18 protein-coding genes are annotated in these 23,141 nt (G+C 58.5%); 9 read left to right on the top strand and 9 right to left on the bottom strand.

Going from position 1 to position 23,141, the window contains the following annotated elements:
• Positions 1-37: 37 nt before the first annotated feature.
• From WCS52_14550 to amrS, 3 genes are all read right to left on the bottom strand, one after another.
• A complete protein-coding gene (locus tag WCS52_14550) occupies positions 38-3,064 on the bottom strand; it encodes an insulinase family protein (protein ID MEI6168399.1) in 3,027 nt (1,008 codons plus the stop codon).
• A complete protein-coding gene (locus WCS52_14545) occupies positions 3,054-3,701 on the bottom strand; it encodes a GDSL-type esterase/lipase family protein (GenBank protein ID MEI6168398.1) in 648 nt (215 codons plus the stop codon). Before WCS52_14545 ends, WCS52_14550 begins: the two co-directional genes overlap by 11 nt.
• A gap of 171 nt (positions 3,702-3,872) precedes the next feature.
• Entirely contained in the window at positions 3,873-4,883 is a 1,011-nt protein-coding gene (gene amrS / locus WCS52_14540) for an AmmeMemoRadiSam system radical SAM enzyme (protein ID MEI6168397.1), read from the bottom strand.
• An 82-nt stretch (positions 4,884-4,965) separates the two neighbouring features.
• Here amrS and WCS52_14535 point away from each other — a divergent pair, with 82 nt between their 5' ends.
• Positions 4,966-5,694 carry a class I SAM-dependent methyltransferase gene (locus WCS52_14535; protein ID MEI6168396.1) on the top strand — a complete coding sequence of 243 codons (729 nt, stop codon included), beginning with the start codon at positions 4,966-4,968 and terminating at the stop codon, positions 5,692-5,694.
• On the opposite strand, the gene WCS52_14530 is transcribed toward WCS52_14535, so the two are convergent.
• The 5 genes from WCS52_14530 to WCS52_14510 all read right to left on the bottom strand — a co-directional run bounded on the left by WCS52_14530 (position 5,691) and on the right by WCS52_14510 (position 11,276).
• Positions 5,691-6,881, bottom strand: coding sequence for a hypothetical protein (locus WCS52_14530; GenBank protein MEI6168395.1), 1,191 nt, complete (start codon positions 6,879-6,881; stop codon positions 5,691-5,693). The genes WCS52_14535 and WCS52_14530 overlap by 4 nt on opposite strands.
• A 93-nt stretch (positions 6,882-6,974) precedes the next feature.
• The gene (locus WCS52_14525; protein ID MEI6168394.1) at positions 6,975-8,117 is read right to left on the bottom strand and encodes a Gfo/Idh/MocA family oxidoreductase; all 1,143 of its coding nucleotides are present in this window, start codon (positions 8,115-8,117) and stop codon (positions 6,975-6,977) included.
• Positions 8,118-8,136: 19 nt separating this feature from the next.
• Positions 8,137-9,513, bottom strand: a complete 1,377-nt coding sequence (locus tag WCS52_14520; GenBank protein ID MEI6168393.1) for an aspartate aminotransferase family protein — start codon at positions 9,511-9,513, stop codon at positions 8,137-8,139.
• A gap of 162 nt (positions 9,514-9,675) precedes the next feature.
• Positions 9,676-10,476 (bottom strand): polysaccharide deacetylase family protein, encoded by an 801-nt coding sequence (locus WCS52_14515; protein MEI6168392.1) that lies wholly within the window; start codon positions 10,474-10,476, stop codon positions 9,676-9,678.
• Positions 10,477-10,502: 26 nt separating this feature from the next.
• The gene (locus WCS52_14510; protein MEI6168391.1) at positions 10,503-11,276 is read right to left on the bottom strand and encodes a DeoR/GlpR family DNA-binding transcription regulator; all 774 of its coding nucleotides are present in this window, start codon (positions 11,274-11,276) and stop codon (positions 10,503-10,505) included.
• A gap of 352 nt (positions 11,277-11,628) precedes the next feature.
• Between WCS52_14510 and WCS52_14505 the strand changes: the two genes are divergently transcribed.
• The 8 genes from WCS52_14505 to WCS52_14470 all read left to right on the top strand — a co-directional run bounded on the left by WCS52_14505 (position 11,629) and on the right by WCS52_14470 (position 22,023).
• Entirely contained in the window at positions 11,629-12,906 is a 1,278-nt protein-coding gene (locus tag WCS52_14505; GenBank protein ID MEI6168390.1) for a Gfo/Idh/MocA family oxidoreductase, read from the top strand.
• 119 nt (positions 12,907-13,025) lie between these two features.
• Positions 13,026-14,369, top strand: a complete 1,344-nt coding sequence (locus tag WCS52_14500) for a neutral/alkaline non-lysosomal ceramidase N-terminal domain-containing protein (protein ID MEI6168389.1) — start codon at positions 13,026-13,028, stop codon at positions 14,367-14,369.
• A 2-nt stretch (positions 14,370-14,371) separates the two neighbouring features.
• On the top strand, positions 14,372-15,619 hold the full coding sequence (locus WCS52_14495) for an FGGY-family carbohydrate kinase (protein MEI6168388.1): 1,248 nt from the start codon (positions 14,372-14,374) through the stop codon (positions 15,617-15,619).
• Positions 15,616-16,305, top strand: coding sequence for a carbohydrate-binding family 9-like protein (locus tag WCS52_14490; GenBank protein MEI6168387.1), 690 nt, complete (start codon positions 15,616-15,618; stop codon positions 16,303-16,305). The genes WCS52_14495 and WCS52_14490 overlap by 4 nt, the downstream gene beginning before the upstream one ends.
• A gap of 230 nt (positions 16,306-16,535) precedes the next feature.
• On the top strand, positions 16,536-17,711 hold the full coding sequence (locus WCS52_14485; protein ID MEI6168386.1) for an amidohydrolase family protein: 1,176 nt from the start codon (positions 16,536-16,538) through the stop codon (positions 17,709-17,711).
• 16 nt (positions 17,712-17,727) lie between these two features.
• Positions 17,728-18,663, top strand: coding sequence for a hypothetical protein (locus tag WCS52_14480; GenBank protein MEI6168385.1), 936 nt, complete (start codon positions 17,728-17,730; stop codon positions 18,661-18,663).
• A gap of 95 nt (positions 18,664-18,758) precedes the next feature.
• Positions 18,759-20,723, top strand: a complete 1,965-nt coding sequence (locus WCS52_14475) for an MFS transporter (protein MEI6168384.1) — start codon at positions 18,759-18,761, stop codon at positions 20,721-20,723.
• Positions 20,724-20,751: 28 nt separating this feature from the next.
• On the top strand, positions 20,752-22,023 hold the full coding sequence (locus WCS52_14470; protein MEI6168383.1) for an MFS transporter: 1,272 nt from the start codon (positions 20,752-20,754) through the stop codon (positions 22,021-22,023).
• A 111-nt stretch (positions 22,024-22,134) separates the two neighbouring features.
• On the opposite strand, the gene WCS52_14465 is transcribed toward WCS52_14470, so the two are convergent.
• Positions 22,135-23,058, bottom strand: coding sequence for an AraC family transcriptional regulator (locus WCS52_14465; GenBank protein MEI6168382.1), 924 nt, complete (start codon positions 23,056-23,058; stop codon positions 22,135-22,137).
• Positions 23,059-23,141 lie beyond the last annotated feature (83 nt).

The raw sequence follows: 23,141 nt of genomic DNA, 5'->3' as shown, positions 1-23,141 counted from the left end.
ATTTGTCGTTACAGGGGCGGGTTAGGCGTACCCACCCCTACAGCACCACGTCAGAAATCGAGAGGGCGTTACCGCCCAGCGTTTGATTGGCTTCGAGCAGTTTTTCGCGACTGCTCAGGACGCAGATAGGGCTGGCCTTGAGGCCGGCTTCCAGCGTTTCCAGCAGGGCGGCGCGGGCCATCGTGGGGTTGACCGCCAGGCGGGCCGCATAAAAGGCTTCCCGTAATTCAGGGGTGACGCCTTGCAGGTGGCGGGATAATGCCTCGCCCGTCGCCTCGCCCGGACGCAGGGGCTTCTCATCCCCTTTGGCGGTGCCGATGATGGCGCGATCGATATCAGCCTGGGACCAGGCTGCGGTTTTCGCAAACTCCGGGGTCTTGGCGAAGACGTCCAGTGTCCGGGTGATATGCGGGTCCCTGAAAGACGTCATGAAGAGAACCCCGGCGACAGGATTGTAGGAGATGCCGCCCCCATAGGCATTGCCCTTGAGCCGGATCTCGGGGAGGAAATATTCAAACCGCGCCAGATGGGTCGCAATGACCAGGGCGGCGGCGCGGGGATCATCCAATTTCGGTGCCAGCATTCCCTGCGCACAATGCGCCACTTGAACGGGGAGCGCGAGGCCTTCGCGTGGGGAGGTGTGAGGTGTGAGAGGTGAAGGGTGAGGCGTGAGAGGTGAGATGTGAGACGTTAGAGGAGAGCCCTTCATGGTGGGCAGCCAATTCCTGAAGGCGGAGGTCATGGCGGTGTAGGCATGGTCGGAGCCGGTGAAGCTGATGGCCAGCCGGTCGGGCGACAGCATGAAGGCGCGGATGCGCTCAATACGCTCCATCAGAGGTTCCGCTTCGGTATCAAAATGGTCGCAGAGCCGGGCGGCGAGGGCGGCCTGGGGAATGCCATTGCATTGTTCATCCAGCAACCCGTTAGCGGTCAGGTACCGGCTGGCATGGGATTGGGCATAGCTGTGTCCATTCTCCATGACATCACTGCGATAGCCCGCACGGGCCTGCATGAGCACATCTCTGAGCCGGCCGGGATCCCGGGGGTCGACCGCGAAGATCAGGTCGTGAATCACCTGCATCGCCTTGTCAATTTGCGCATCCAGCGCCTTGCAGGCAAAACGCATGGTCAGTACCGGCTTTCCGGTGATGCTGGCATGGGATTGGAACGAAGGGGAACAGGCGAAGCCGCCGGTGGAGGCCGATACCCGGCGGGCCATCGCCTCATAATTCATCCCGGCTGCGCCCAGTTTGGTAATGGCTTCGCAGTAATGGGGGAGAAACGACCAGAGTTCCTCGGGTAACCCGGCCAGATCGAGACTGAACCGCAGGTAGTTTACGCCATTGGTGAATAGATCATTACGGAGGACGGGGATACCTGAGTCCCGAGTTGCGAGGTCCGAGTTCCGAGTCCCTGCGGGCGAGGTCTGCGGTCTGTGGTCTGTGGTCTGAAGTCTTTCGAATGTCGTGGGAATATGCCTTGGTTTGGCGGGGAGATCGTGAACCTTGAGCTGGGGCAGCAGGGCGATCTTCTCAGGGGAGTTGGCGGTGCCGGCATCGGCATCAATAGCGGCGGATTTTTGGGCAATGTCCAGGCATTCCGCCTCCGTCCGGCGGCTGCGCTCGGACTCCATCCGTGACGTGAACGCGGCATCGGTTCTGGCCTGCCATGATTTGTCCGGCGCCAGCACCGTGGTGAGCCGGTGTGTATTTTCAACCAGACTCTGCGTGATCAGCCGGGAGAAGACTCGAGGGTCGGCCTCGTAGCGCTGGCGGCAGGCGTCGAGATGGCGGCTCATGTCCAGGAAGGAGAGCGGATCGGCCCCATGTACCCAGGCGCTGAGGACGTGGTTCATGGTGTGGAGCGGGAACATGGGCATGATTTCCAGATAGTGGTAGGCCGTCTGCTGGAAGGCGGCCTCAATCAGTTCGCGTGGTAACCCCTCGCTGGCAATGGTTTTCAGGGACGAAAGGACCAGCTGCTCAAACGCCTGGGCTTTATCCGGATTACTGCCCTTGATCCCCACGCTGAAGATGGTTTCCGGGCCCAGCTCCATGTCCCCGCAGTCCAGGATGTCCTGGCCGAGTTGGGAGTCCACCAGCGCCTTTTTCAAGGGGGCTGCTTCATTGCCGAAGAGGACGGTGGTGAGGACGTGCCGGAGGACGGCCTGTTCGGGGTCCAGCGCATTGCCGGTGAGCCAGGTGAGGGAGAGAAAGGTTTTGTCGTCCAACGGCTCATCCTGGGCGGCAGGATAGGTGTCAGAGAACCGGACCGGGGTAGCCCAGCGCGGCTGGCGGGCGGCAATGGGTTCTGTCGGGCGCCGGGGAATTCCGGCCAGCCGGGGGGCCAGGAACGCAAGATAGGAGGCGGTGGGGATATTCCCGTAGAAATAGAAGAAGGCGTTCGAGGGGTGGTAATGGGACGCGTAAAACTGCTTGAACTGCTCGTAAGTCAGATTGGGAATGGCGTCCGGATGGCCGGCATAATTTCTGGCATAGGCCGTGTCGGGAAGGAGTTTCGGGAGCCAGGTGTAGAATAAGAGGCTCTCGGGGCTCGAAAACACCCCCTTCATTTCGTTGTAAACAATGCCGCTGACGGTGAGCTTTCCGGCCGGTGCCTCCGGATTGGCGGGGGCAAGATGGTGGCCTTCCCGCATAAAGGTGCCTTCCGTCAGCAGGGGGTGGAAGACGGCATCGAAATAAACCTCGGCGAGGTTGAAGAGATCCTTTTCCACATTGCTGGAGACGGGGTAATAGGTGCAGTCGGGACCCGTCATGGCGTTGATGAAGGTGGCCATGCTGGATTTCAGCATTTCAAAAAAGGGCTCGCGTACGGGGAACTTCAGGGAGCCGGCGAGGACGGAATGTTCCAGGATATGCGGCACCCCGGTGTCATCCGGGGGCGGGGTGGGGATGCTGATGGAGAACAGGTTTTCGGTGTCCTCCGTGTGCAGGTGCAGGATCCGGGCGCCGCTCTGCTCATGCTCAAGTTCGATGGCCGTGCCACGCAGCGCGGGCACGGGCGTGGTTTTGCGGACAATAAACCCCGGGATATCACAGGGCATCGGCAAAGGCCTCGGCCATCAATTGGTTTCCCGCTTCATTGGGGTGCAGGCCATCTTCCAGAATGAGCCCCTCGCCGCTGCCGAATTTCTTTTCCAGATCAACGAGGCGTGCGCCCTCGGACGAGGCGAGGCTCCGGATTTCGCTGTTCAGCGCCTTGACGGCACCATCAAAGCGGACATGGCTGTAGAGCATCGGCGTCAGTGTGGCAATGACGGGTACGGTCTTGTTGGCCTTGCACTGTTGAATAATGGAGCGCAGATTATTGACGGCATTGGCCTGCCCGTAATTGTTGATCACATCCACGGCGCCCAGCATAAAACAGCAGGCGGCGGGTTTGGAGGAGGCCAGAATGCCGCCCACTTTTCCAGCTCCACCACCGGTGCTTTCGTTTTGTTGCGCATGGTTTTCGACGGCTTTCCCGGTCAGTGATGCCAGACGGGGCGGGTAGGGGGCGCCTCCTCCGTTATTGCCGTCCGTGGTACTGTCGCCCAGGGCGACATAGAGATCGGGGTTATTGGCCCCGATATCGCCCACGCCCCCCCCGCCTCCGCCGCCATTGTCACAGCCGACAAGGCCCAGCAAGGCCGTTAACAGACACACGCTCGCAACGATTCCCGCCCCATTTGAGATTTTCATATTTATTAAGCTCCTGAATTGGGCGGGGATTGTATGCAGATGGAAGAGATCTGAAAAGGAGGAAATAAAGGCGACGCCCTCGGCTTTTCATTAATGGAGGGTTTTGCTTGCTACTCTGCGAAGTCAGCGAAAACTTCCTTCGCTACGAAGCACGAGCCGTCAAAACCATTCTTAGAGTTCAATCCCTGCAATCACCGTCCCGCAGTCCGGACAGAGGCCCTTGTGGATCCGGTTGGTGATAATGCTGAAGCCATAGCGCTCGATCAATAAAGCCGAACAGGCGGGGCAACGGGTGTTTTCACCTCCCGCGCCGGGCACATTGCCTTCATAGACATAGTGCAGTCCGGCGGCCAGTCCGATATCGCGGGCCTTCTGCAGGGTGGCCACGGGCGTCCGCGGTCGGTCGGTCAATTGGAAGGTCGGATAGAATGCGCTCACATGCCAGGGCGTATCGGCCCCCAGGTGCGTCATGATGAATGACGCGATGCCCTGCAGCTCGGCATCGTCATCATTCAGGCCGGGAATGATGAGCGTGGTAAGCTCGATCCAGATGCCCTGCTTGCGGTACTCAATGATGGAGTCGAGCACCTCGGAAAGACGGGCATGGACCACGTCCCGGTAGAACGCCTCGGTAAACCCCTTCAGGTCAATATTGGCCGCATCCAGAACGGGGGCGATTTTTGCCAGGGCCGCCTTACTGATATAGCCATTGGTGACAAAGATATTCTTCAGACCCGCCTTGCGGGCGAGTCGGGCGGTATCATAGGCGAACTCATAAAAGACCGTCGGCTCGGTATAGGTGTAGGAGATGGACCGGCACTGGGTCGCCTTGGCCTGTTCAACAATCTCCCCGGGCGTGCATGGCACTCCCCTGATGGAGGTATGAGGGGAAACCTGGGAGATAGAGTAATTCTGGCAATGCCGGCAGTGGAAGTTGCAGCCTGCCGTGGCAATGGAGAAGGAGGCGCTCCCCGGCATAACGTGATAAAGCGGCTTCTTCTCGATGGGGTCCACATGCTCGGCGCACAGTTTCCCATACACCAGACTGTACAGAGTGCCTTCCCTGTTTTCGCGAACCCCGCAAATTCCCCTGGCTCCATCCTTGATCAGGCAATGGAAGCGGCACAGACCACAACGCACATCGGTATCGCCTTCGCGCTCGGAAAACATCGCTTCTCGCATAGGCCACCTCCCCTCTTCCATACCCCAAGTTTAGTCCCGTGCGGGGTTGCGATCAAATCATAATATGCTACCTTGATTGGATATGACGACATTACCAGAGACGGCAGACATTGAGACATCCTCGGACGGATATGCGGCGCGCTTTGCCGGGCCGGCGGGGGAGTGGATGCTGGAGGTGCAGGAAACGGTGACCGCTTCCCTGCTCCCGGCCCCGGAGTCGGCGGCCACGATCCTGGATGTGGGGGGCGGGCACGGGCAATTAGCCCGGCCGCTGTGTCGCCGCGGCTATCTGGTGACCGTGGTGGGGAGTGATGACTCCTGTCGCCACCGGGTTGCGGATCTGGTGGAAAAGGGCGGTTGTGGGTTTGTAGTGGGAAATCTGGTGGAGCTTCCTTTCCCTGACCGGTCGTTTGAAGTGGCGATCTCGTTCCGGCTTTTGCCGCATTGCACGGCCTGGCCCCAGTTGATCCGTGAGTTATGCCGGGTGGCGCAACGTTCGGTGATCGTGGATTATCCTACCAGTGAGGGGTTGAATGCCATTGCGCCCGCCTTGTTTGGCGCCAAGAAAAAACTGGAAGGGAATACCCGGGCCTGGCGGATGTTCCGTCATGCGGAGGTGGCCGCCGAATTCGCGAAACATGGCTTTGTCCCGGGGCGGCGCGTGCCTCAATTTTTCCTGCCGATGGTTCTGCACCGGATGCTGAAATGCCGACGGCTGTCCGCCGGGTTGGAAGCCATCTGCCACAGCCTCGGCCTGACCCGGCGCTGGGGCTCGCCGGTCATCGTGCGAATGGACCGGTTGGCGGTTTAGTGGATCAGCTTTTTGATTTGAGCGGTGCTGGCAGGGGTGGCATCGGGTGAGATCCACAGCGGATCAAGGAGGGCGTCGAGTCCCAGGCCCGGTTGTTCTTCACGCAGCAGTCGAACGGCGGCTGAAGCCCCTTGAGCAAAACGGGTAGGGGTAATCCCCGCCTCCAGCGCGAGGCGCATGGTGCCGATCAACCGGTCGTGCCAGCCGAGTTTGCGGCGGGGATCGCGGATGACCCGTTCCACGGCATCCCGCAGGTAGGGGTTGACCATCCGTGCCAGCAGGTCGTCCACATATGCCTGAAAGCCGGCCTGGGTGAACAAGGGGTCGGTGCCGCCATATTTATGGATCAGCGCCCCCCCGGATTCATGCAGGAAGGCCTCGCGCCCGAGCGCCATCAGTTCCGGGTCCGCCGCGATCTCCGACATGAAGCGCAGGCCCTTTTGATAGGCCAGATAGCCGAGTAAGGCATGCGTGGCATTGTGGCCGTAGAGCTTGGCTTCCTCAAAAGGCATCAGATCCGGTTTTTCCTCGAAAACGGTGAGCCCACGCTGAAAGCCGGGCAGGGTAATCTGTGTAATCAGGATACGGTTGAAGGCCTCCACCAGCAGGGCACGGGGCAACCCTTGGGTGATCGGGGCCAACCCCTGGGCCGCAATTTCACCAGGGTCGGAGACGATCCCGCTCATTTTCCCGATAACGGTATTCAGGAATTGCACGGGGGCAGTCAGGGCGGGCTGGTGCCGGCGAACGGCCTGCTCCAGAAGTTCGGCGGCATGGTTGTGGTTTTCCGCGGCGTAGATGACCCCGGGCTTTTTCCGGTCAGTGAACGCGGTCGCCAGCAGACGGGCCACGGAGGCGTCCCCGCCCCGGTCAAAGAACTCCACGCTGGGCAACGCGGTGGCAATTTCATCGGCTTCCGCCAGGGCGCTGAGCAGTTGACTGCGGTCAGCCGGCTCGTTGGGATTGTAGACTTCAATCCCCCGGACCATCTGGATCTCGATGCCCCCGGGGGTGGCAATGTTGACGCTGTAGGTGCCGTCGGCGGCACGCAACGCCTTCACGGTGTCGGGCATCACCTCCGCGACCACCAGGCGGTTGAAATTACCCGAGCGGAAGGCCTCATACAGGAAGAGCCCCCCCTGAATCGCCCCAAAGCCGAATCCCACAAATGTACGGTCACCATTCATAAAAAAATTCCGAGTTCCGAGTTGAAAGTTCCGGGTTCAAAGTTGAAAGCCGTTTAACTTTGAACTTTTCACGCGGAACTTACAACTTTCTTGCTACACCTTGACGGTGGTCTGGTGCTTCTGCGATTCCAGTGCGGCCGTGAAGAGCCGGTGGCTCAGGGCGGCTTCGTCCGGGGTCACACAGCCGGCAAACCGCTTGAGCGGCTTCCCGTGGGCGAGTTCATAGAGGAATGCCGCCCACATCTGCAGGATCGAGTCCGGGAACCCGAATTGGAAAATCTCGCCGGTAATGGTCTTGAAGGCCGTCTCGTGGCCGGTCTGGACCTGTTTCCAGGCCTGCTCGCCGCCGGTATACTCAAGAATTTCCAGGGTGTCGGCGTGAGCGCTTGACCAGCGGACGGAGGTTTCCGTTCCGAGGATTTCGACATACCAGTTGTCCCGCTGGCCGGGCGCAATCCGCTGGGTTTTGAGGGTCCAGGGAAAGGGCTCGTTGGTGACGGGATCCGTGACTTCACAGAATAGGGTTGCATTGTCCCATGTCAGGCAGGGGACTTTTCCGCCCTTGCCGTCCGGCCGTTCCTTGACGATATCGCTGAGGATGGCCCGCACATTGCGGGGCATCCAGCCGGCGCGGAACGGGACATGGCAGGTATGCATGCCCAGATCACCCATGACGCCATACTCGCCATTGAACTGGATCATCCGCTTCCAGTTGATCGCCTTGTTGACGTCCATGTCGCTTGAATGCAGGAAGCCGGTGTTAACCTCAATGATCCGTCCGAACGCCTTGGCTTCGATCAGCTCGCTGATCTTCTGCATGGCGGGAAAGAACGGGAACTCCGATGAACAGCGCGCCATCACATCCGGATGGCGTTTAAGGCTGGCCATAATGGCATCACAGGCGGGTTTATCGATCCCGAACGGCTTTTCGCCCATGACGTGTTTACCCGCCTCGATGGCGGCGCAATACATCTCCTGATGCAGGTTGTGGGGCACGGCGATATAGACCACTTCAACCGCCGGGTTGGCCAGCAGCGCCTTGTAGTCATCCGTCACCTGCTTGATGGCCGGGAAATTCCCGGTATACCAGTCGCAGATCGCCTTGTTCTTATCGCAGATCGCGACGATTTCGGGGCGTACATCGATGTCGGTCAAATGACACCAGCGCGCGGCCGCGCTGGCAAATTCGCGGCCCATGAGGCCGCAACCGATGATGCCGAAGTGAATGGTCTTCATAAGGTACTCCTTTGAGGCGTTACCGGACGTAGCCGAGTTCCTTTTCCGTTTCGCCGATCGCTTCCTCGATCATCTGGAGCCCTTTCAGCAGGACCTCTTCCTCCATGATGATGGGCGGGCTCATGCGCAGGATGTGGCCGGCCGGGATCCAGGCCAGACCCTTGGCGAAGGCCTTCTGGTAAACCATCTTGCCGGCGATATCCAGCGGCTCCTTGGTCGCCTTGTCCTTGACCAGTTCGATGCCCATGAGACACCCCTTGGCGCGGACGTCACCGACGATCGGGTGGCGTGCCAGCATGGGCTTCATGTATTTCATCGCAACCGCCTCAAGATGCAGGGCATGGGCCAGCAGATTCTCCTCCTCGATCACCTCGAAGCAGGCCAGCGCGGCCGCACAGGCCATGGGATTGCCCCCATAGCTGGACGAGGCGGAAATCTTCTCAATGGCTTCCTTATAAGGTTCGCGCACCGCGACGGCGGTGACGGGGAAGCCGTTGCCGAAGCCCTTGCCGAGGGTCACGATATCCGGCAGTACGCCCCAATGTTCCATGGCCAGCCATTTGCCGGTACGGCCCATGCTGGTCAGGACTTCATCCGCCATGAGCAGGATCTTGCGGTCATCGCAGAACTTGCGCAGTTTCGGGAAGAAGTCATCCGGGGGGATGATGGATCCGCCCCAACCCTGGATCGGCTCCATAACGAAGGCGGCCACATTGTTGACCGTGGCCCGGCCGATGTATTCGTCATAAAAGGCGATATATTTGTCGGTGTCGATCGTCCCGTCCGCCTTGGTCCACATGGGGCGGTAGGGATTCGGGCGGGGGACCAGATGACTCCCCGGGGCGCGCACCGGTCCATAGGCCGGGTCCCGGAACTCCGCCAGCGACACGGCGCCATAGGTTTTGCCATGGAAGTCGCCGAAGCCGGAGATCAGTTCCGTCTTGCCCGTGGCGGCGCGGCAGACGCGCAACCCGGCCTCCACCGCGGCGGTACCGCAGTCATAGATCTGGAAGCCTTTCAAGTCGCCCGGCAGGGTGGCCGCCATCTTTTCCATCAGCTGCGCCTTGATCGGGGTCGTGAAGTCATGCGCATTCATCAGCGTGCCGGCGTGTTTTTGGACGGCCTCGGTGACTTTGGGGTGGCAATGCCCGAGCGTGGTGACATAGATGCCGGAGGAGAAATCGATATACTCGTTGCCATCCACATCCTTGAGGGTGCAGCCGTGGCCCGATTCGAACGCCACGGGGAACAACTTCACCTGGCCGCTCAATCCCTTGAAATACTTGGTACACCGCTCGTGCCATTTTTTGGATTCCGGGCCCGGTGCGGGGACCTTCATGTTCGGATACTTGGTGAGATCAACATGTGCCCAGTTACTGTTCGTCGTCTTGCTCATGCGGTTTCCTTTGTTGTCGTGTTTGGCGGTCAGTTTCAAAATGTTCGAATATGTGAATCTGTGTGAGAAGCTAACATTGAGGAGCCGGAGTGTAAATAGAAAAGTTATCGAGGTGCATTTCAAATCAGGAAGGAGGCCGGACCCGGCGTCCGGGCTTCCTTACTAGCGGATGTTCTTTAATTCCCCTGGTAATAGTTGGACGGTCGCGCCATTGACGCTCAGCCAGAGGGGAATCCCATTCGGGTTTTTGACGAGCGTACTGTCGGCGGAGAATTCCAGCCGTTTCAGGGCGGTCACATAATCATAAATGTCGATATTCGTGGCGTGCCAGATCGAGTCGTCGTCAGCCATCTTGGCGCAAAAGGTCTCTATCAGATCCCAGTTGTTGTCCCGGTTGAATTCATAACTGTGCCCCCATACATAAAATACCGAAAAGGGGTAGGGGGTGGCTTTGAATTTTGCCGCTTGGTCCAGTAAGTTGTCTTTATGATGACACGTCGGGTGCCATTCCAGGAAATGGTCGGGTAATGTAAACCGTCCGGTGCTCTGGACGGTTCGGGCATAGACGATGTCCAGGCTTTTCAGGATGTCTATGACTTCCCGGCTATAGGTGCCGAACGGATAGGACATGCCGCGCACCGGGTATCCGGCGATTTTTTCCAGCGCCAGCCGGTCATCGAGCATCTCCCTCAGCACTTCCGTCCGGCTGATCCGCTCCAGGAAGGGATGGGTGACGCTGTGGCAGGAGATCTCATGCCCCTGAAAAAGCGCGGCCACTTCCTCGGGTGCCAGCACATTGGCGTTGTGGCCCAGCGTGCCGCTGTTCAGGTGAAAAGTGCCTTTAACCTTATATTTGTTGAACACTTCGACCAGGCGGCGATCGGCGATATTGCCGTCATCATAGCTGAATGTCAGGGCCTTCGGTCTGCCCTCCGGGAATAAAAATCGAATTTGGTTGCGCATAAGGAGGTGTCTTTCGTTTGTTGTGGTTAAAAGGCTTTGGGAGGTTGGATGACCGTGCAGCCGGCCCGTTTCAGCGCGGCCGCCTGGGTGGAGGAGAGGGCACGGTCGGTGATCAGGCCATTCCAGCCCTTCAGGGTGCCGAAGCGGGAGAGGGCGGTCTCGCCGACTTTATGGCTGTCCGCCACCACATACACCTCGCGCGCGGCGGTGGCCATACGGGCCAGCATCCGCGCGACCGCCATGGACTGATTGTAGCAGTTTCCCTGGCTATCCACGGCGTCGGCGCCGATGAAGGTGATATCCGCCTTAAGCTGTTCCAGGTTGCTTTCGGTGAGGGGGCCGATCAGGTCGGGGGCTTCCCGCCGCAGGGCTCCGCCCAGCAGAATCAGGTCAATATGCCCGCAGCTCTGGAGTTCCGAGGCGATGGGGAGCGAGGTGGTGATGATCGTCAGGCGCTTTTTGGACTTGAGCGCATGGGCCACCGCCAGGGTGGTCGTTCCGGAGTCCAGCAGCACCGATTGTCCGTCCTGAACCAGGCTGGCCGCCATCTCCGCGATCTGCCGCTTCGCAACCTCGTGTTGTTGCGTGCGCTGCATGAATTGGAAGTCAAACACGACGCGTCCGTTCAAGGCCGCGCCGCCATGCGTCCGGATCACTTTCCCGGCCAGGGCGAGGGCGTCCAGATCGCGCCGGATGGTCATGTCGCTGACCTTGAGCGAGGTGGCCAGTTCGCCCACCTGCGCTTCACCCTGCGCGGTGAGCAGGTCCATTATTCGTGAGTGCCGGGTTTGTGGTGTCATGTTTAATCCTGTGCTGTGTTGCGTAAACATGACATTCAGTGAAAGCTGTGTAAAGGATGAATCGCTGTAGTAGCCGCCGTGCCCAGAGTCTTTTGTTTTTGGCTTATTTCGGCTCCCCGGATGCGACGGAGCGCATCCCTCCATTTTGAAAACACCTGATATTTTCATGATTTCAATTTTTAATGGAGGGTTTCGCTCTGTCGAAACCAGTGCCAAAAGGGCCAAAACAAAGACCCTGGAGTTGATAAAGCGGATAAATGGTGTTTGACAAAATGGGGGAAGAAGTCTCTAATTGATACAGAATCAGTACACAGAAAAACACTTAATCAAGCCTGAACAAAGTGAGCATGATATGACGAAACCTTTACGGATGGCCTTGATCGGGGCGGGAAACCGCGGGCGGGGGATTTTTGGGGCGTATGCCAAAAAGATGCCACACCGGGCGGTGTTTGTGGCGGTGGCGGAGCCGGATGAGTCGCGGCGGAAGGCCTTTGCGCAAGAGCATGGAATCCCGGCCTTAGCCTGTTTCCGGAGTGCCGGTGAGCTTTTCGCGGCCACGGGTCTGGAGATTGAGGCGGTGGTGGTGGCCACGGTGGAGGACCAGCGGCTGGATCCGGTGGTCCAGGCGATCGGTCGGGGCTGTCATGTCCTGGTTGAAAAACCGCTGGGCAGGACGGCGGAGGAAGTGGTGGCCGTGACGGATGCGGCCAGAAAATCCGACCGGGTCTTCGCGGTGTGTCATCAATTGCGCTACGTCACGGGGTATGCCACGATCAAGGAGTTGATCGATTCCGGACGGTACGGGGAGGCGGTGGCCATTCAGATGAGCGAGAACCTCTCGTACCACCACTATGCCCACTCGTATGTACGGGGATTTTTCAATTCCAGCCGCCTGACCCCCATGATTCTGGCCAAATGCTGTCATGATATGGATTTGATGTGCTATTTGACCGGGAGGCGGCCAGTCCGGGTCTCCTCCTTCGGCTCATTGACCTGGTTCCGGCCTGAACATGCGCCCCAGGGGGCACCCCGGCACTGCCTGGATGGCTGTCCTGCGGCCGCCACATGCCCGTATAATGTCCTGAAGCTCTATTTCAATGAGGATACGGATCCCGCCTATATCCGGCAGATGGGGGTGGTGCGGGGGAAGGATGAATTGCTGGAACTGTTGAAGACCAACCGGTTTGGCCGGTGTGTCTACCGGTGCGATAACGATGTGGTGGACCATCAGACGGTCAATGTGGAATTTGAGGGCGGGCTCACGGTCTCGTTCGCCATGGTGGGTCATAATGCCAAGGGGCGGCGGCTGACGAAGATCAGTCTGACCAACGGGGAGATTGATTTCGACTTGTCCGAGCGCGTCGTGAAGGCCTACACCTTTGAGCCGCTCCGTGAAGCGCTGATTACGCCGGCCGGCATGGGCGGGAGTCATGCCGGGGGCGACCGGATGATCATGGACGGATTCGTGGATGCCATCCAGTCGAACGGGGCGTCCCCGATGCTGACCTCGGTGGAGATGTCACTCGACAGTCACCTGCTGGCCTTCGCGGCCGAGCAGTCGCGCCGGCAGAATGGCGCCCCGGTGGAACTCCGGGACTTTGAAGAAAAGGCCAGGGCGAAAAAGAGTTAAGCCGCTTTGTTGTTTTATGTTTGACCGTGTTGATAATAAACATTACATGTGGCTTGCAGAAGCAGGGTTCAGGAAATCACTCAGGCGGGGCATCACAATTTTTCTAAGAGGAAATGATTATGACATTGCAAGCAGGTGCGGCAGTTCGAGACATCAGTCCCACTAAAGCCATGGCCTTATATGGCTATCCTCATGTGGCGCGGGTATCCACCGGCATCCATGATCCGTTGCTGGCCTCGGCGTTGTTTCTGGAGAATAATGGAAAGACGTTGGTACTGGTGGCCCTGGATTTGCTTTTTCTGGACCCGCCGTTGGCCCGCTTGATTCGTAAACGGGTGGCCGAGGCCTTGAAAATTCCGGAGTCAGGGGTGTTTATCAGTTGCACGCATACCCATTCGGGTCCGGTGACACGTGGTCCGATGTCGGAGGGGCAGGATATCCTGGGGCGTAAGCCTGATCCGGACTATCTCACCCAAGTGGGGGATGAGGTGGTTGAGGCCGCGTTTGCCGCCGCCACGGCCGCCGTCCCTGCCGAGGTGTCCTGGACCAGTGCGGATGCCCGCGGGGTGGGCGGTAATCGCCTCTCGGCCGATGGCGTGACCGATCCGGAGTGCGGCATTCTGGCCGTACGGAATGCGGACACCAAGTCGATGTTGGCGGTGTCCCTGATCTATGGCATGCACCCGACCGTGCTTCATGAGGACTCCAAGCTGGTGTCTTCCGATTTCCCTCATTACACCCGGCTGCATCTGCGCGAGCGGTTTGGCGACGGCGTGACGGTGCTGTATCACACGGCCCCGTGCGGGAACCAGAGTCCCCGGTATTTTGTCAAGGGTCAGACGTTTGCCGAAGCGGAGCGGTTGGGTCGCAAACTGGGGGTCGCGGCGGCCTCGTCGCTGGCGGGCATCCCGGAATCCTCCTGGTCTGCTTCACCCCGGCTTGATGCCATTCTGACGCCCGTTGATTTGCCTCGCCGTCCGCTCATGCCGCTGGAGGCCGCCCAGGCGCGGTTGGATGAATACCGGGCCACATTTGCACGCTTAAAGGCGGAAGGGGCGCCCCACCCTGAAGTCCGGACCGCGGAGTGCGCCATCTTCGGTGCAGAAGGGGGCGTGGCGCTGGCCAAGTCGGAGGCCGCCGGGGATATCGCCCGCACGCTGGCAGAATATGCCCCGCTTGAGGTGCAGCTGATTCGTATCGGTGAGGTCGACGTGGTGGGCATCCCGGGCGAATGTTTCACGGAATACGCCCTTGCCATTAAGCACGCGGCTAAAACAAAGACGTTTGTGGTTAGCCTTGTGAATGGGGAGTTACGGGGGTACGTTGTGACGCCGGAAGTGCTGGCGGCAGGTGGCTATGAGGCGACCAGCGCTGTGTTCGATCCTGCGGCCGGATCCGTTCTGGTAAAGACGGCTCTGGCGTTGGGCGAACGGGTGGCCGCGGTGCGGCCGGAGAAAGGCTGACGATGATTCTGGCGATAGATTTGGGTTCGACCTCGTTCAAGGCGGCGGTTTTTGACAGTCGGCTGCGCGAGGTCGGCGGCGGCGGGCATCGGTTGCTCCATCGTTTTGGTGCGGGCGGTCAGGTTGAGCTCGATGTCGCCGTGGTGGAGACGGCGCTGCGGGGTGCCTTGGCCTCAGCCCGGGTGGCCACGCATGACATTCAAGCCATCGCCATTACCAGTCAGGCCCAGACCTTCACGGTCTTGGATGAGCGTGGACGGGCAAAGGGGCCGTTTTTCTCCTGGCAGGACCGTCGTTCCACCGCCGCCTGTGAGGAGCTGAAACAGAAGCTGCCGGAGTTTGGGGAACATACCAGTTTCGGGAATCTGGGGCCTTCCCATCAGCTCAGTCAGATCCGGCATTTACAGCCCGGCGCCAAAATGAGGCCTATCGCCTTGCCCTCCTATGTGTTGATGTTGCTGACCGGCGAGACGGTTACCGATAATAATATGGCCGCCATGAGTGGCCTCTATTCCCTGCCGCTGAAGGGCTGGTGGCCTGAAGCCCTGCGCGGGTGCGGCTTGCGCGAGCAACAGATGTCGAAGGTGATCCCTATTGGAGAGGTGGCCGCGCAGACCGCCTCCGCGGCAAGCCGGTTCGGGCTTAAGGCTGGCATTCCGGTGGTGTTGGCCGGGAACGATCAGACGGCGGGGGGCTATGCCGCCCGCCTGGATACCAAAGAGTCCCTCCTGATCACCCTGGGCACGGCGCAGGTGGCCTATGCCTGTTGCCGGCGCATGCCGCCGCCGCGGGTGGGCACGATCCGGGGGCCTTATCCCGGCGGTCGGTTCTATCGCATGGCGGCGGACAGCTGTGGCGGCAATGTGGTGAACTGGGCTGAGACGGTGTTGGCCGGGTGTCACGATGATGCAGGGTTCTTCCGTGAGGCGCAAGCGGCCCCCGCCGGGAGTCACGGGCTGGTGTTTGATGCGGCGCTGGCCTCAGGGCAGGGGGACTGGGCGAACCTCGGGCTCCACCATACCCGGGCCGATCTGGCGCGCTCCATTCTTGAGGGACTCAGCCGCCGGATGGCGGAGTTGGTAAAGCGGCTGGATCTGGATCTAAAAGGACGCGAAGTACTGGCCGCCGGCGGGGGAAGCCTGCAACCGCTCTGGCGGAAGATCGTGTCGGACGCCCTGGGCGCCAAGCTCGTTCGTACCAAGGCCAATCCCCTTCTGGGTGCGGCCCGCATGGCGAAGGAGCACGTATGAGCATCCTGAAGAAATCAAAACTGGTGGCCATTGAGGCCAAGCGTCCCGTGCGGTTGGATGGAATGTTAGGTGATCCCGTCTGGAAAGACGCGCAGGCCTATCCGCTGTCCTTATCCCTGCCCCGCCTCAAGCAGGGCGCGACCGTTCAGGAGCGCGGCACGGTAAAGGCCGTCTGGAGCCGGCAGCATCTCTATATCGGGGTTGATTTTCAGGATTCGGACGTGGTGGCCGAGGGGGCCAGTGACGGCCTGCACCATTACTCCCTGGGCGATACGGCAGAGGTGTTTCTGTGGCCCGAGGAGTACACCTGGTACTGGGAGCTCTACGCCACGCCGGCCGGCCGGCAGACTTCGTTTTTCTTTCCGGGCGGGGGGCGGCTCGGCCTGCCAAGCCATTTTTGCCAGAATTTCCGGTTTAAAGTTAAGACCCATGTGGAGGGAGTCTTGAACGACTGGCGCATACCGGACAAAGGGTGGTCGGCCGAGCTGGCGGTCCCCGTGAAGGCACTCACGGCGCTGGGCGAAGCCTGGGGGCCCGGCAGTCGCTGGCGGATCCTCGTCTCCCGCTACAATTATTCGCGGTGTCTGACGCGGAAGGAACTGACCATGTATCCGGCCTTGCCGGTTGATGATTTTCATGCGCGCGACCATTATGCGCAACTGATATTCGGGTCACATAAATCTTAACCCGTCACAGTCTGAACCAAGAGGAAGAGTTTGAACAGAAGCACGCAAAGCACGCAAAGGTGGCTACGGCGAATACGCCGCAGCCACATGAACATTTTTGGAATTCAAAACCAGGGTGTTGGCGCCGAAGGCAAAACCATTTTCTCCTTCGCGGTCTTCGCGAGCTTCTGTTCAAATTCTTTTTCCGAGCCACAAACAAGAACACGATGGATGCCATTCGTTAGGTGCTTATGAAAACATTATGTATTGAGAATGTGAAGCTGGTTCTGCCGGGGCGCAAGATCCTGCCGGGCCGGATTGTAGTTGAGGACGGTAAGATTCGTTCGCTTGGACCCGATGCAGAAGTGCCGGCAGGAGCGACAGTGGTGCAAGGGCAGGGGCGGTTGCTGACCCCGGGGCTGATCGACATGCATACGCATGGGTTCCAAACCTTTTTATACGAGCGGGGTCCTGAAGATCTGCTGGCCGCAGGACGTGAATTGGGGCGGGTGGGGACGACGACGATCCTGCCCACGGTGGTGCCGAACGGCGCGCGGGACTGGCTTGATAAGCTGGCGCGCCTGGAGTCGTGTCTGAAAGATATTCAGGGCGTCAGTATTCCCGGGTTCCATCTGGAAGGGCCGTTCATGGCCCTGCGGGGTGCCGCCTGCGAACTTGTTCCGGGCGATGTCGGCTGGCTTAATGAGCTGGTGGCGGCCGCCAAAAACCGGATAACGGTGATGTCTATCAGTCCGGATACACCCAACATCATTCCGGTCATCGAGCGCCTGCGCGAACTCGGGATTGTGGCCTTTGTCACCCATACCTGCGCCACAGTAGCCCAGACGCAGGCGGCCATCGATGCCGGGGCGCGGCATGCAACCCACTTTTATGATGTATTTCCCATTGGTCCCGTGGTGGATCCCGGAGTGAGGCCGGCGGGGGTGGTGGAAACCTTCCTGGCGGATTCCCGGGCGACGGTGGATGTGATTCCGGATGGGTGTCATGTGCATCCCGTGGTCATTCAGATGGCGATTCAGGCCAAGGGCTGGCAGGGAGTTTCGGCCATTACGGACAGCAATATCGGGGCCGGTCTGCCACCGGGCGAGTATCCGACCCCCTGGGGCTTTCCGGTCCGCGTGGAGCCCGGTCGCGGGGCGCGCAACGCCGACCCGGCGCATCGCGGGTATGGGACGCTGGCTGGAAGCGCGCTGACCATGGATGTCGCCATGAGCAACCTCAACAAGTGGATCAAGTTGCCGCCGGCGAAAATATGGGCGATGGGCACGGCGAATCCGGCCCGGGTGCTCGGGTTGAAGGCCAAAGGCAACCTGGTGGCCGGAGCTGAAGCCGATTTGGTTTTATGGGATGCGGACAAAATGGCCGCACTCACGTGGGTTAACGGAGAGTTAGTGTTCGAACGATAACGAAAAGGAAAAGACTATGAAAAAATGGACGTTTAAACCGGCTGAATTTGTTCCCTATCAGGATCTGAAGGCGATCGAGAAGGTCATGAAAATCAAAAAGGCGGATATTGCCAAACACCGCAACCCGGATTACCGGATTACCGTCATGCCTGGCGCCGAGATAGGTTTTCGCCTGGTGACGGACATTTTTCATCGCATCTGGCTGGCCGCTGAAGAAGGGCGGCCGATGGTGATGATCACGCCGAATCCGTCCCGGGGTTATATGAAGGTCGCGTATTTGATCAACAAATTCGGGGTGGATTGCAAGCATTTGCACACCTTTAATATGGATGAATATGCCAACGAGAAGGGCGAGACACCGCCGGAGTCCTGGGAGTATGGCTTCATGCATTCATTCAAGAAATACTTCTGGAGCCAGATCGATGAGAAACTGCGCCCGCCGGAAAAACAGATGCAGGGCCCGACTACAAAGAACATCAAGGACTACGGCAAGATGATTGCGGACAAAGGCGGGGCTGATATCTGTTACAGCGGGCCGGGTTGGACGGGCCATCTGGCGTTTGTTGAGCCGGATGCACCTGAATTTCAGGCCAAGACGGTCAAGGAGTTCATGACCATGGGGCCGCGGATCTGCCGGCTGAGTCCCTTCACCCTGGCGCAGAATTCCCTGCATGGGAGTTTCGGGGCAAGTGGTAATCTGTCTGCCGTGCCACCCATGGCGGCGACCATCGGCCCGGCGGAAGTGGTCGGCGCAAAGAACCGCATTGATATTCACAGTCTGAGCGTCAATGGGGCCTTTGCCTCCTGGCAGCGGCTCACGTCGCGGCTCTGCATGCACGGTCCGGTCACGCCTCGAATGCCAACCTCGATTATGCAACTTCTGCGCACGGACGTGTGGGTGTCCGAGATGAGCGCCGAGGATGTCAAGCCGCGCTGGGAGTTGGAATATTGAGGGGGATCTGGTTTTGACAGAGCAAAACCCTCCATTGGAATTAAATGGAGGGCGCCGCTCTGTCGGCGCCGGGTGATAAGTACGTAGAAATTCATATGACTGATCTTCAACCATCACCATTGGTCGGGGCTGGTGCCGGGGGTGACCCCGGCGCCAAGACCTTCCATTGCGGCACGCTGACCTATACGAAACTGGGGCTGGTGGGCTTGTTTGCCTGGCTGCTCTGGGGTGGGTTCTGTTTTACCCTGATGGAAAGCGTGGAGCCCCGCGTGCTTCCCTTGAAGTTGAAATCGCTGGGATGTTCGAACTGGCTGATGGCGTTGATCATGACTTCAGCGCCAGGCGTTCTGAACATGACCATCTGCCCCTATATCAGTTTCAAGAGCGATCGCTACCGGAGCAAGTGGGGGCGGCGAATCCCCTTTATTGCCTCGACCATGCCATTCCTGTGCCTCTGTCTGGTGCTGATTGGCTGGGGTGATGAATTTTCAGTCCTGCTGCAGCGCCATTCCCAGTTTGCTCAACAATTTGCCCCGGCTACCGTCACAATCGCCTTGATCTCGTTTTTTGTAGTGATGTTCGCATTCTTTAACATGTTTGTCGGGTCGGTTTTCTATTATCTCTTTAACGATGTCGTTCCACCCCAGTTCTTGGGCCGATTTTTCGGGTATTTCAGAATCGTGGGTAATGCCGCGGGTGCGATCTTCAATTACTTTATCTTCAGATATGCTGAATCGCATATGCGGGAAATCTTCACCGGAGCCGCTATCCTGTACTTTGTCGGGTTTACCCTGATGTGTCTGATGGTTAAAGAGGGCAAGTATCCGCCTATCACCGAGGAGAAGGCCAAGCAGAATAAAGGATTTTCCGGGATCAGAACATTTTTCAAGGAATCCTTCGGGGATTCGTTCTATTGGTTGATGTTTTTAGCCAACTCAACCACCGCGATCGGTGGTTGCATCGGTACCTTCATGGTTTTTTTCAATAAAGACATGGGGTTGTCGCTGGACCAGATGGGGAAGCTGGGGGCCATTGGCATGGTGGTGTCCATTGTGGCGGTGTATTTCTTCGCTGTATTCATTGACCGCTGGCATCCCCTGCGCATCACGGTATACCTGTCGATATTCTCGACTATTGGCGCCTTGATGGGGTGGGTGTGGATCTTCGTCTCCCTCCCGGGGAATGTATTTTTCTGGCTTTCCCTCAGCGGGGTGCTGACCGCGGCATTTCAAACAGGGCTCAGCAATGCCGGATCTATGCCGCTTTTAATGCGGGTTTTTCCCCAGTCCCGGTTTGGACAGTTCTGTTCAGCCCGGGCACTGATCCAGTCGCTTTGCGTCATTGTCTTCAGCATTCTGGCGGGGTTGTACATTGATGTGGTGCGGTACTTTTGCCATGGGTCTGATTTTGCCTATCGTTGGATTTTTGCATGGACCACGGTCTGCATGCTGGCCTACACCGGCTTTAGTATTTTGGTGTATGTGAAGTGGTATCAACTGGGAGGGGACGCCCATTTCCATCCGCCGGCGTCCTGGAATGAAAATAAACATGAGGAAATCCCCATTGTCACCACGGTTGGCCCGCAAACCCGCTGGCTCAAGATCGCCATGTGGGTGTTTGATGGGATCATGGCCCTGTCGGCGCTCGGCATTCCTTGCCTCATGGTCTGGATGAAACATGAAGGCCTGATGAGGGCCTTCTGGTGGCATGGCTGGCTCTTGTTGCCTCTTTCATTGGGAATCTGGGCCTACTGGGGCCTTATCCGGAAAAGTATTCTCAGGGACATGGCGCGGGTTCGCGCCAATGAGCCGCTACGGAACGGGATTCCCCACCACGGCGTGATCCTGGTCATGGGCATCAAATACCTGGTGGTGCAACTGGTCTGGATCGGCCAGGTAGTGGTTACCGTGAATATGAAGTTGGAATCCAGCGCCATCGTGTTTACTCTGGCGAGTCTGATTGTAGATGTGATGCTGGTGGGGGCGATCCATTTATTGTGCCGGATTGAGCGTGGCTATTCCACAACACTGGACGCAAATTTAGCCGAAGCCGCGCCCTGAATAAACAATTTGAGACAGAATGAGCAAAATGAGTGAAATGGGAAAACAGGGAAAAATTGGGGTAGGGATAGTCTTGGCGATCGCCGGTTTGTACTTCTTTTCATATTTTCAGCGGGTGGCGGTCCCGGGGTCCATCTTCAATGATATTCAGTCTGAATTCCTGATGACGGCGTCAGAGGTGACGAAGCTCAGCGCCATCTATCTTTTTTTATATGCCGCCATGCAGCCCTTTGCCGGATATATGGCCGACCGTTGGGGTGGCATCAAAGTCGTATTGGTGAGCGGGGTGCTGTTTGTGATTGGCTCCACGCTGTTCCCGTTAGCCTGTGGCAAGTGGGGCTTGTATGGGAGTCGGGCGTTGGTGGGATTAGGGTCCAGCACCATGTATTTGTGCATGGTCAAGGAAACCGATCATTATTTCAGCAGCAAGAACTTTGCGCCGGTATTCGGGCTGCTCTGTGTCCTGGGGTCTTGCGGGGGGCTGGTCGGCACCCGGCCGTTCCGGATGCTGGTGGAGCACATCGGCTGGCGTCATTCCTGTATGGCGGTGGCCGTGGCGACGGGAGTGGTGCTGATTCTGGCCTGGCTCATCATGCGGCAGGTGGAACGTGAAGTGCCCGTCAAATCCAATGCCCACCTGTTTCACAGCGTGGTAGGGGTGTTTAAAAATAAACTCAACTACCCCATTCTGGGCACGATCCCCCTGTGTTTTGGGATTTATTTCAGTATTCAAGCCACCATCGGGCCGAAATTCCTTCAGGATTTCTGCGGACTCTCCTCGCTGGCCTCCTCAAACTTCACGTTCGCCATGATGCTGTCGATGCTGACGGTAATGCTGTTTTCGGGGCTGGTCAGCAAGCAGTTGGGTAGCCGGCGAAAGGGTTTTCTCGTGTTTAACAGCGTCGCCACGATGGTGGCGATGCTGACGATCGTGCTCGGGATTGTTTTCAAGTTGCCGCCGGCCATTTTCCTGTGCGCCTTTGTCCTGTCGGCGGCCGCCGCCGGCTGCACCCCGGTGAATGCCGCCTTTATGAAGGAGCTCAATCCGCCCGGAAATGTCGCCGTTTCGATCGGCATCTTCAATACCGTGACGTACGCCATGGTGGCGCTTATGGCGCAGGGAGTAGGGCAAGTCCTCGATCACTTCAAGGCCAGCGCCGTGGTGGTCAACAAGGTGATGGTCTACCCGCCGGCGGCCTATCTGGCCTTATTTGGCATCCTGTTGGGGGTGTCCATCTGGGCCTTCACGATGTCGCTCTATAGCCGTGAAACCCACGGGTTGAACATCAACGGAAAATGACTGTGGAGCGTGTGCGTGATCAGCGCTTGCGGGGGAAACCTGGCAGGCTTATCTGTCGCCAAATTTGATTTTCTCTCTCTAAATCTCCGTTTCTCTGGTAAATCTTTAACTTTAGTCTCTTTGAGGGGGCCGGAATGATGAGGGCGGGCGGGCGTAACGCTTCCTGAAGGCGGCTGAGAAATAGAGTTGATTGCTCCAGCCTGTCAAATGGGCGATTTCCTTGAGCGGATACCGGGACTGTTTGATCAGCGTCATGGCCCGGCGCAGCCGGATGTCGATCATGGCCTGCCGGACGCTATGTCCGGTGGATTGCCGGAAGATACTGCTGAGGCGGGAGACCGATAGTCCCGCCGCCGCCGCCACTTGGGGAAGCGACAGGCTCGCCTCACAATAGTGGGTGAGCACGAAGGCCAGGGCTTCTGATACCCGGTGCTCGGTGGAGTCATGACGGTCCGGGATGGAAGTAGTCATCCCGGCATAAGTGGAGAGAAGGATGCGCAAGAGCCCGAGGGCATGTTCCTTCTCCCAGGTGTTTCCCGTAGCAAGATGCGCCACTTTTTCAATGATGGAGCCAGGGGTGTCTCCCAGAAGTTCTGTCCATTTCGTGAATTGGTCGACCGAGAGCGCGGAATAGAGGCCCATGGGGTGATGGTGATGATCAGTCACTCCTGTTTTTCTGGATTTATTGGGGATGTGAATGACTAATACCCGTAAATCATCCGTTTGAGGCAACTCACTGGCGGCGTGCAGGCATTCCGGAGGAGCGATCAGGATCGAGCCTTTGGCATAGGTTTCAGGCGGGCGCCCCGCCACTTCAAAACGCATGGCCCCCCGCATCGCAAAGAACAATTCCCAGTCGTCGTGGTGATGAAGTCCCTGCTGCTGGAATCCGGGGACGGGCGTCTCGCGGGCGCCGTGAACCACGTGCAGTAAGTGGGAATGGCCGAGGGCGTGACTCAATACCCAATGTAAATCTTTGGTGAGCGAGGCAAGCCCTGAAGAGGAATGGGTTGGCGTGAGATTGTCGAATTTCATATATCGCGCGATTATATCACATATCATTTTGCCATCAATACCCGCATAGGCGATTGACATACCGGTGGCCGGTAACGAATAAT

It is taken from the genome of bacterium (assembly GCA_037128595.1).
Lineage (GTDB): Bacteria > Verrucomicrobiota > Kiritimatiellia > CAIKKV01 > CAITUY01 > JAABPW01.
Note: the sequence above shows the minus strand (reverse complement) of the source record. Positions and strands in the feature narration are given on the sequence as shown.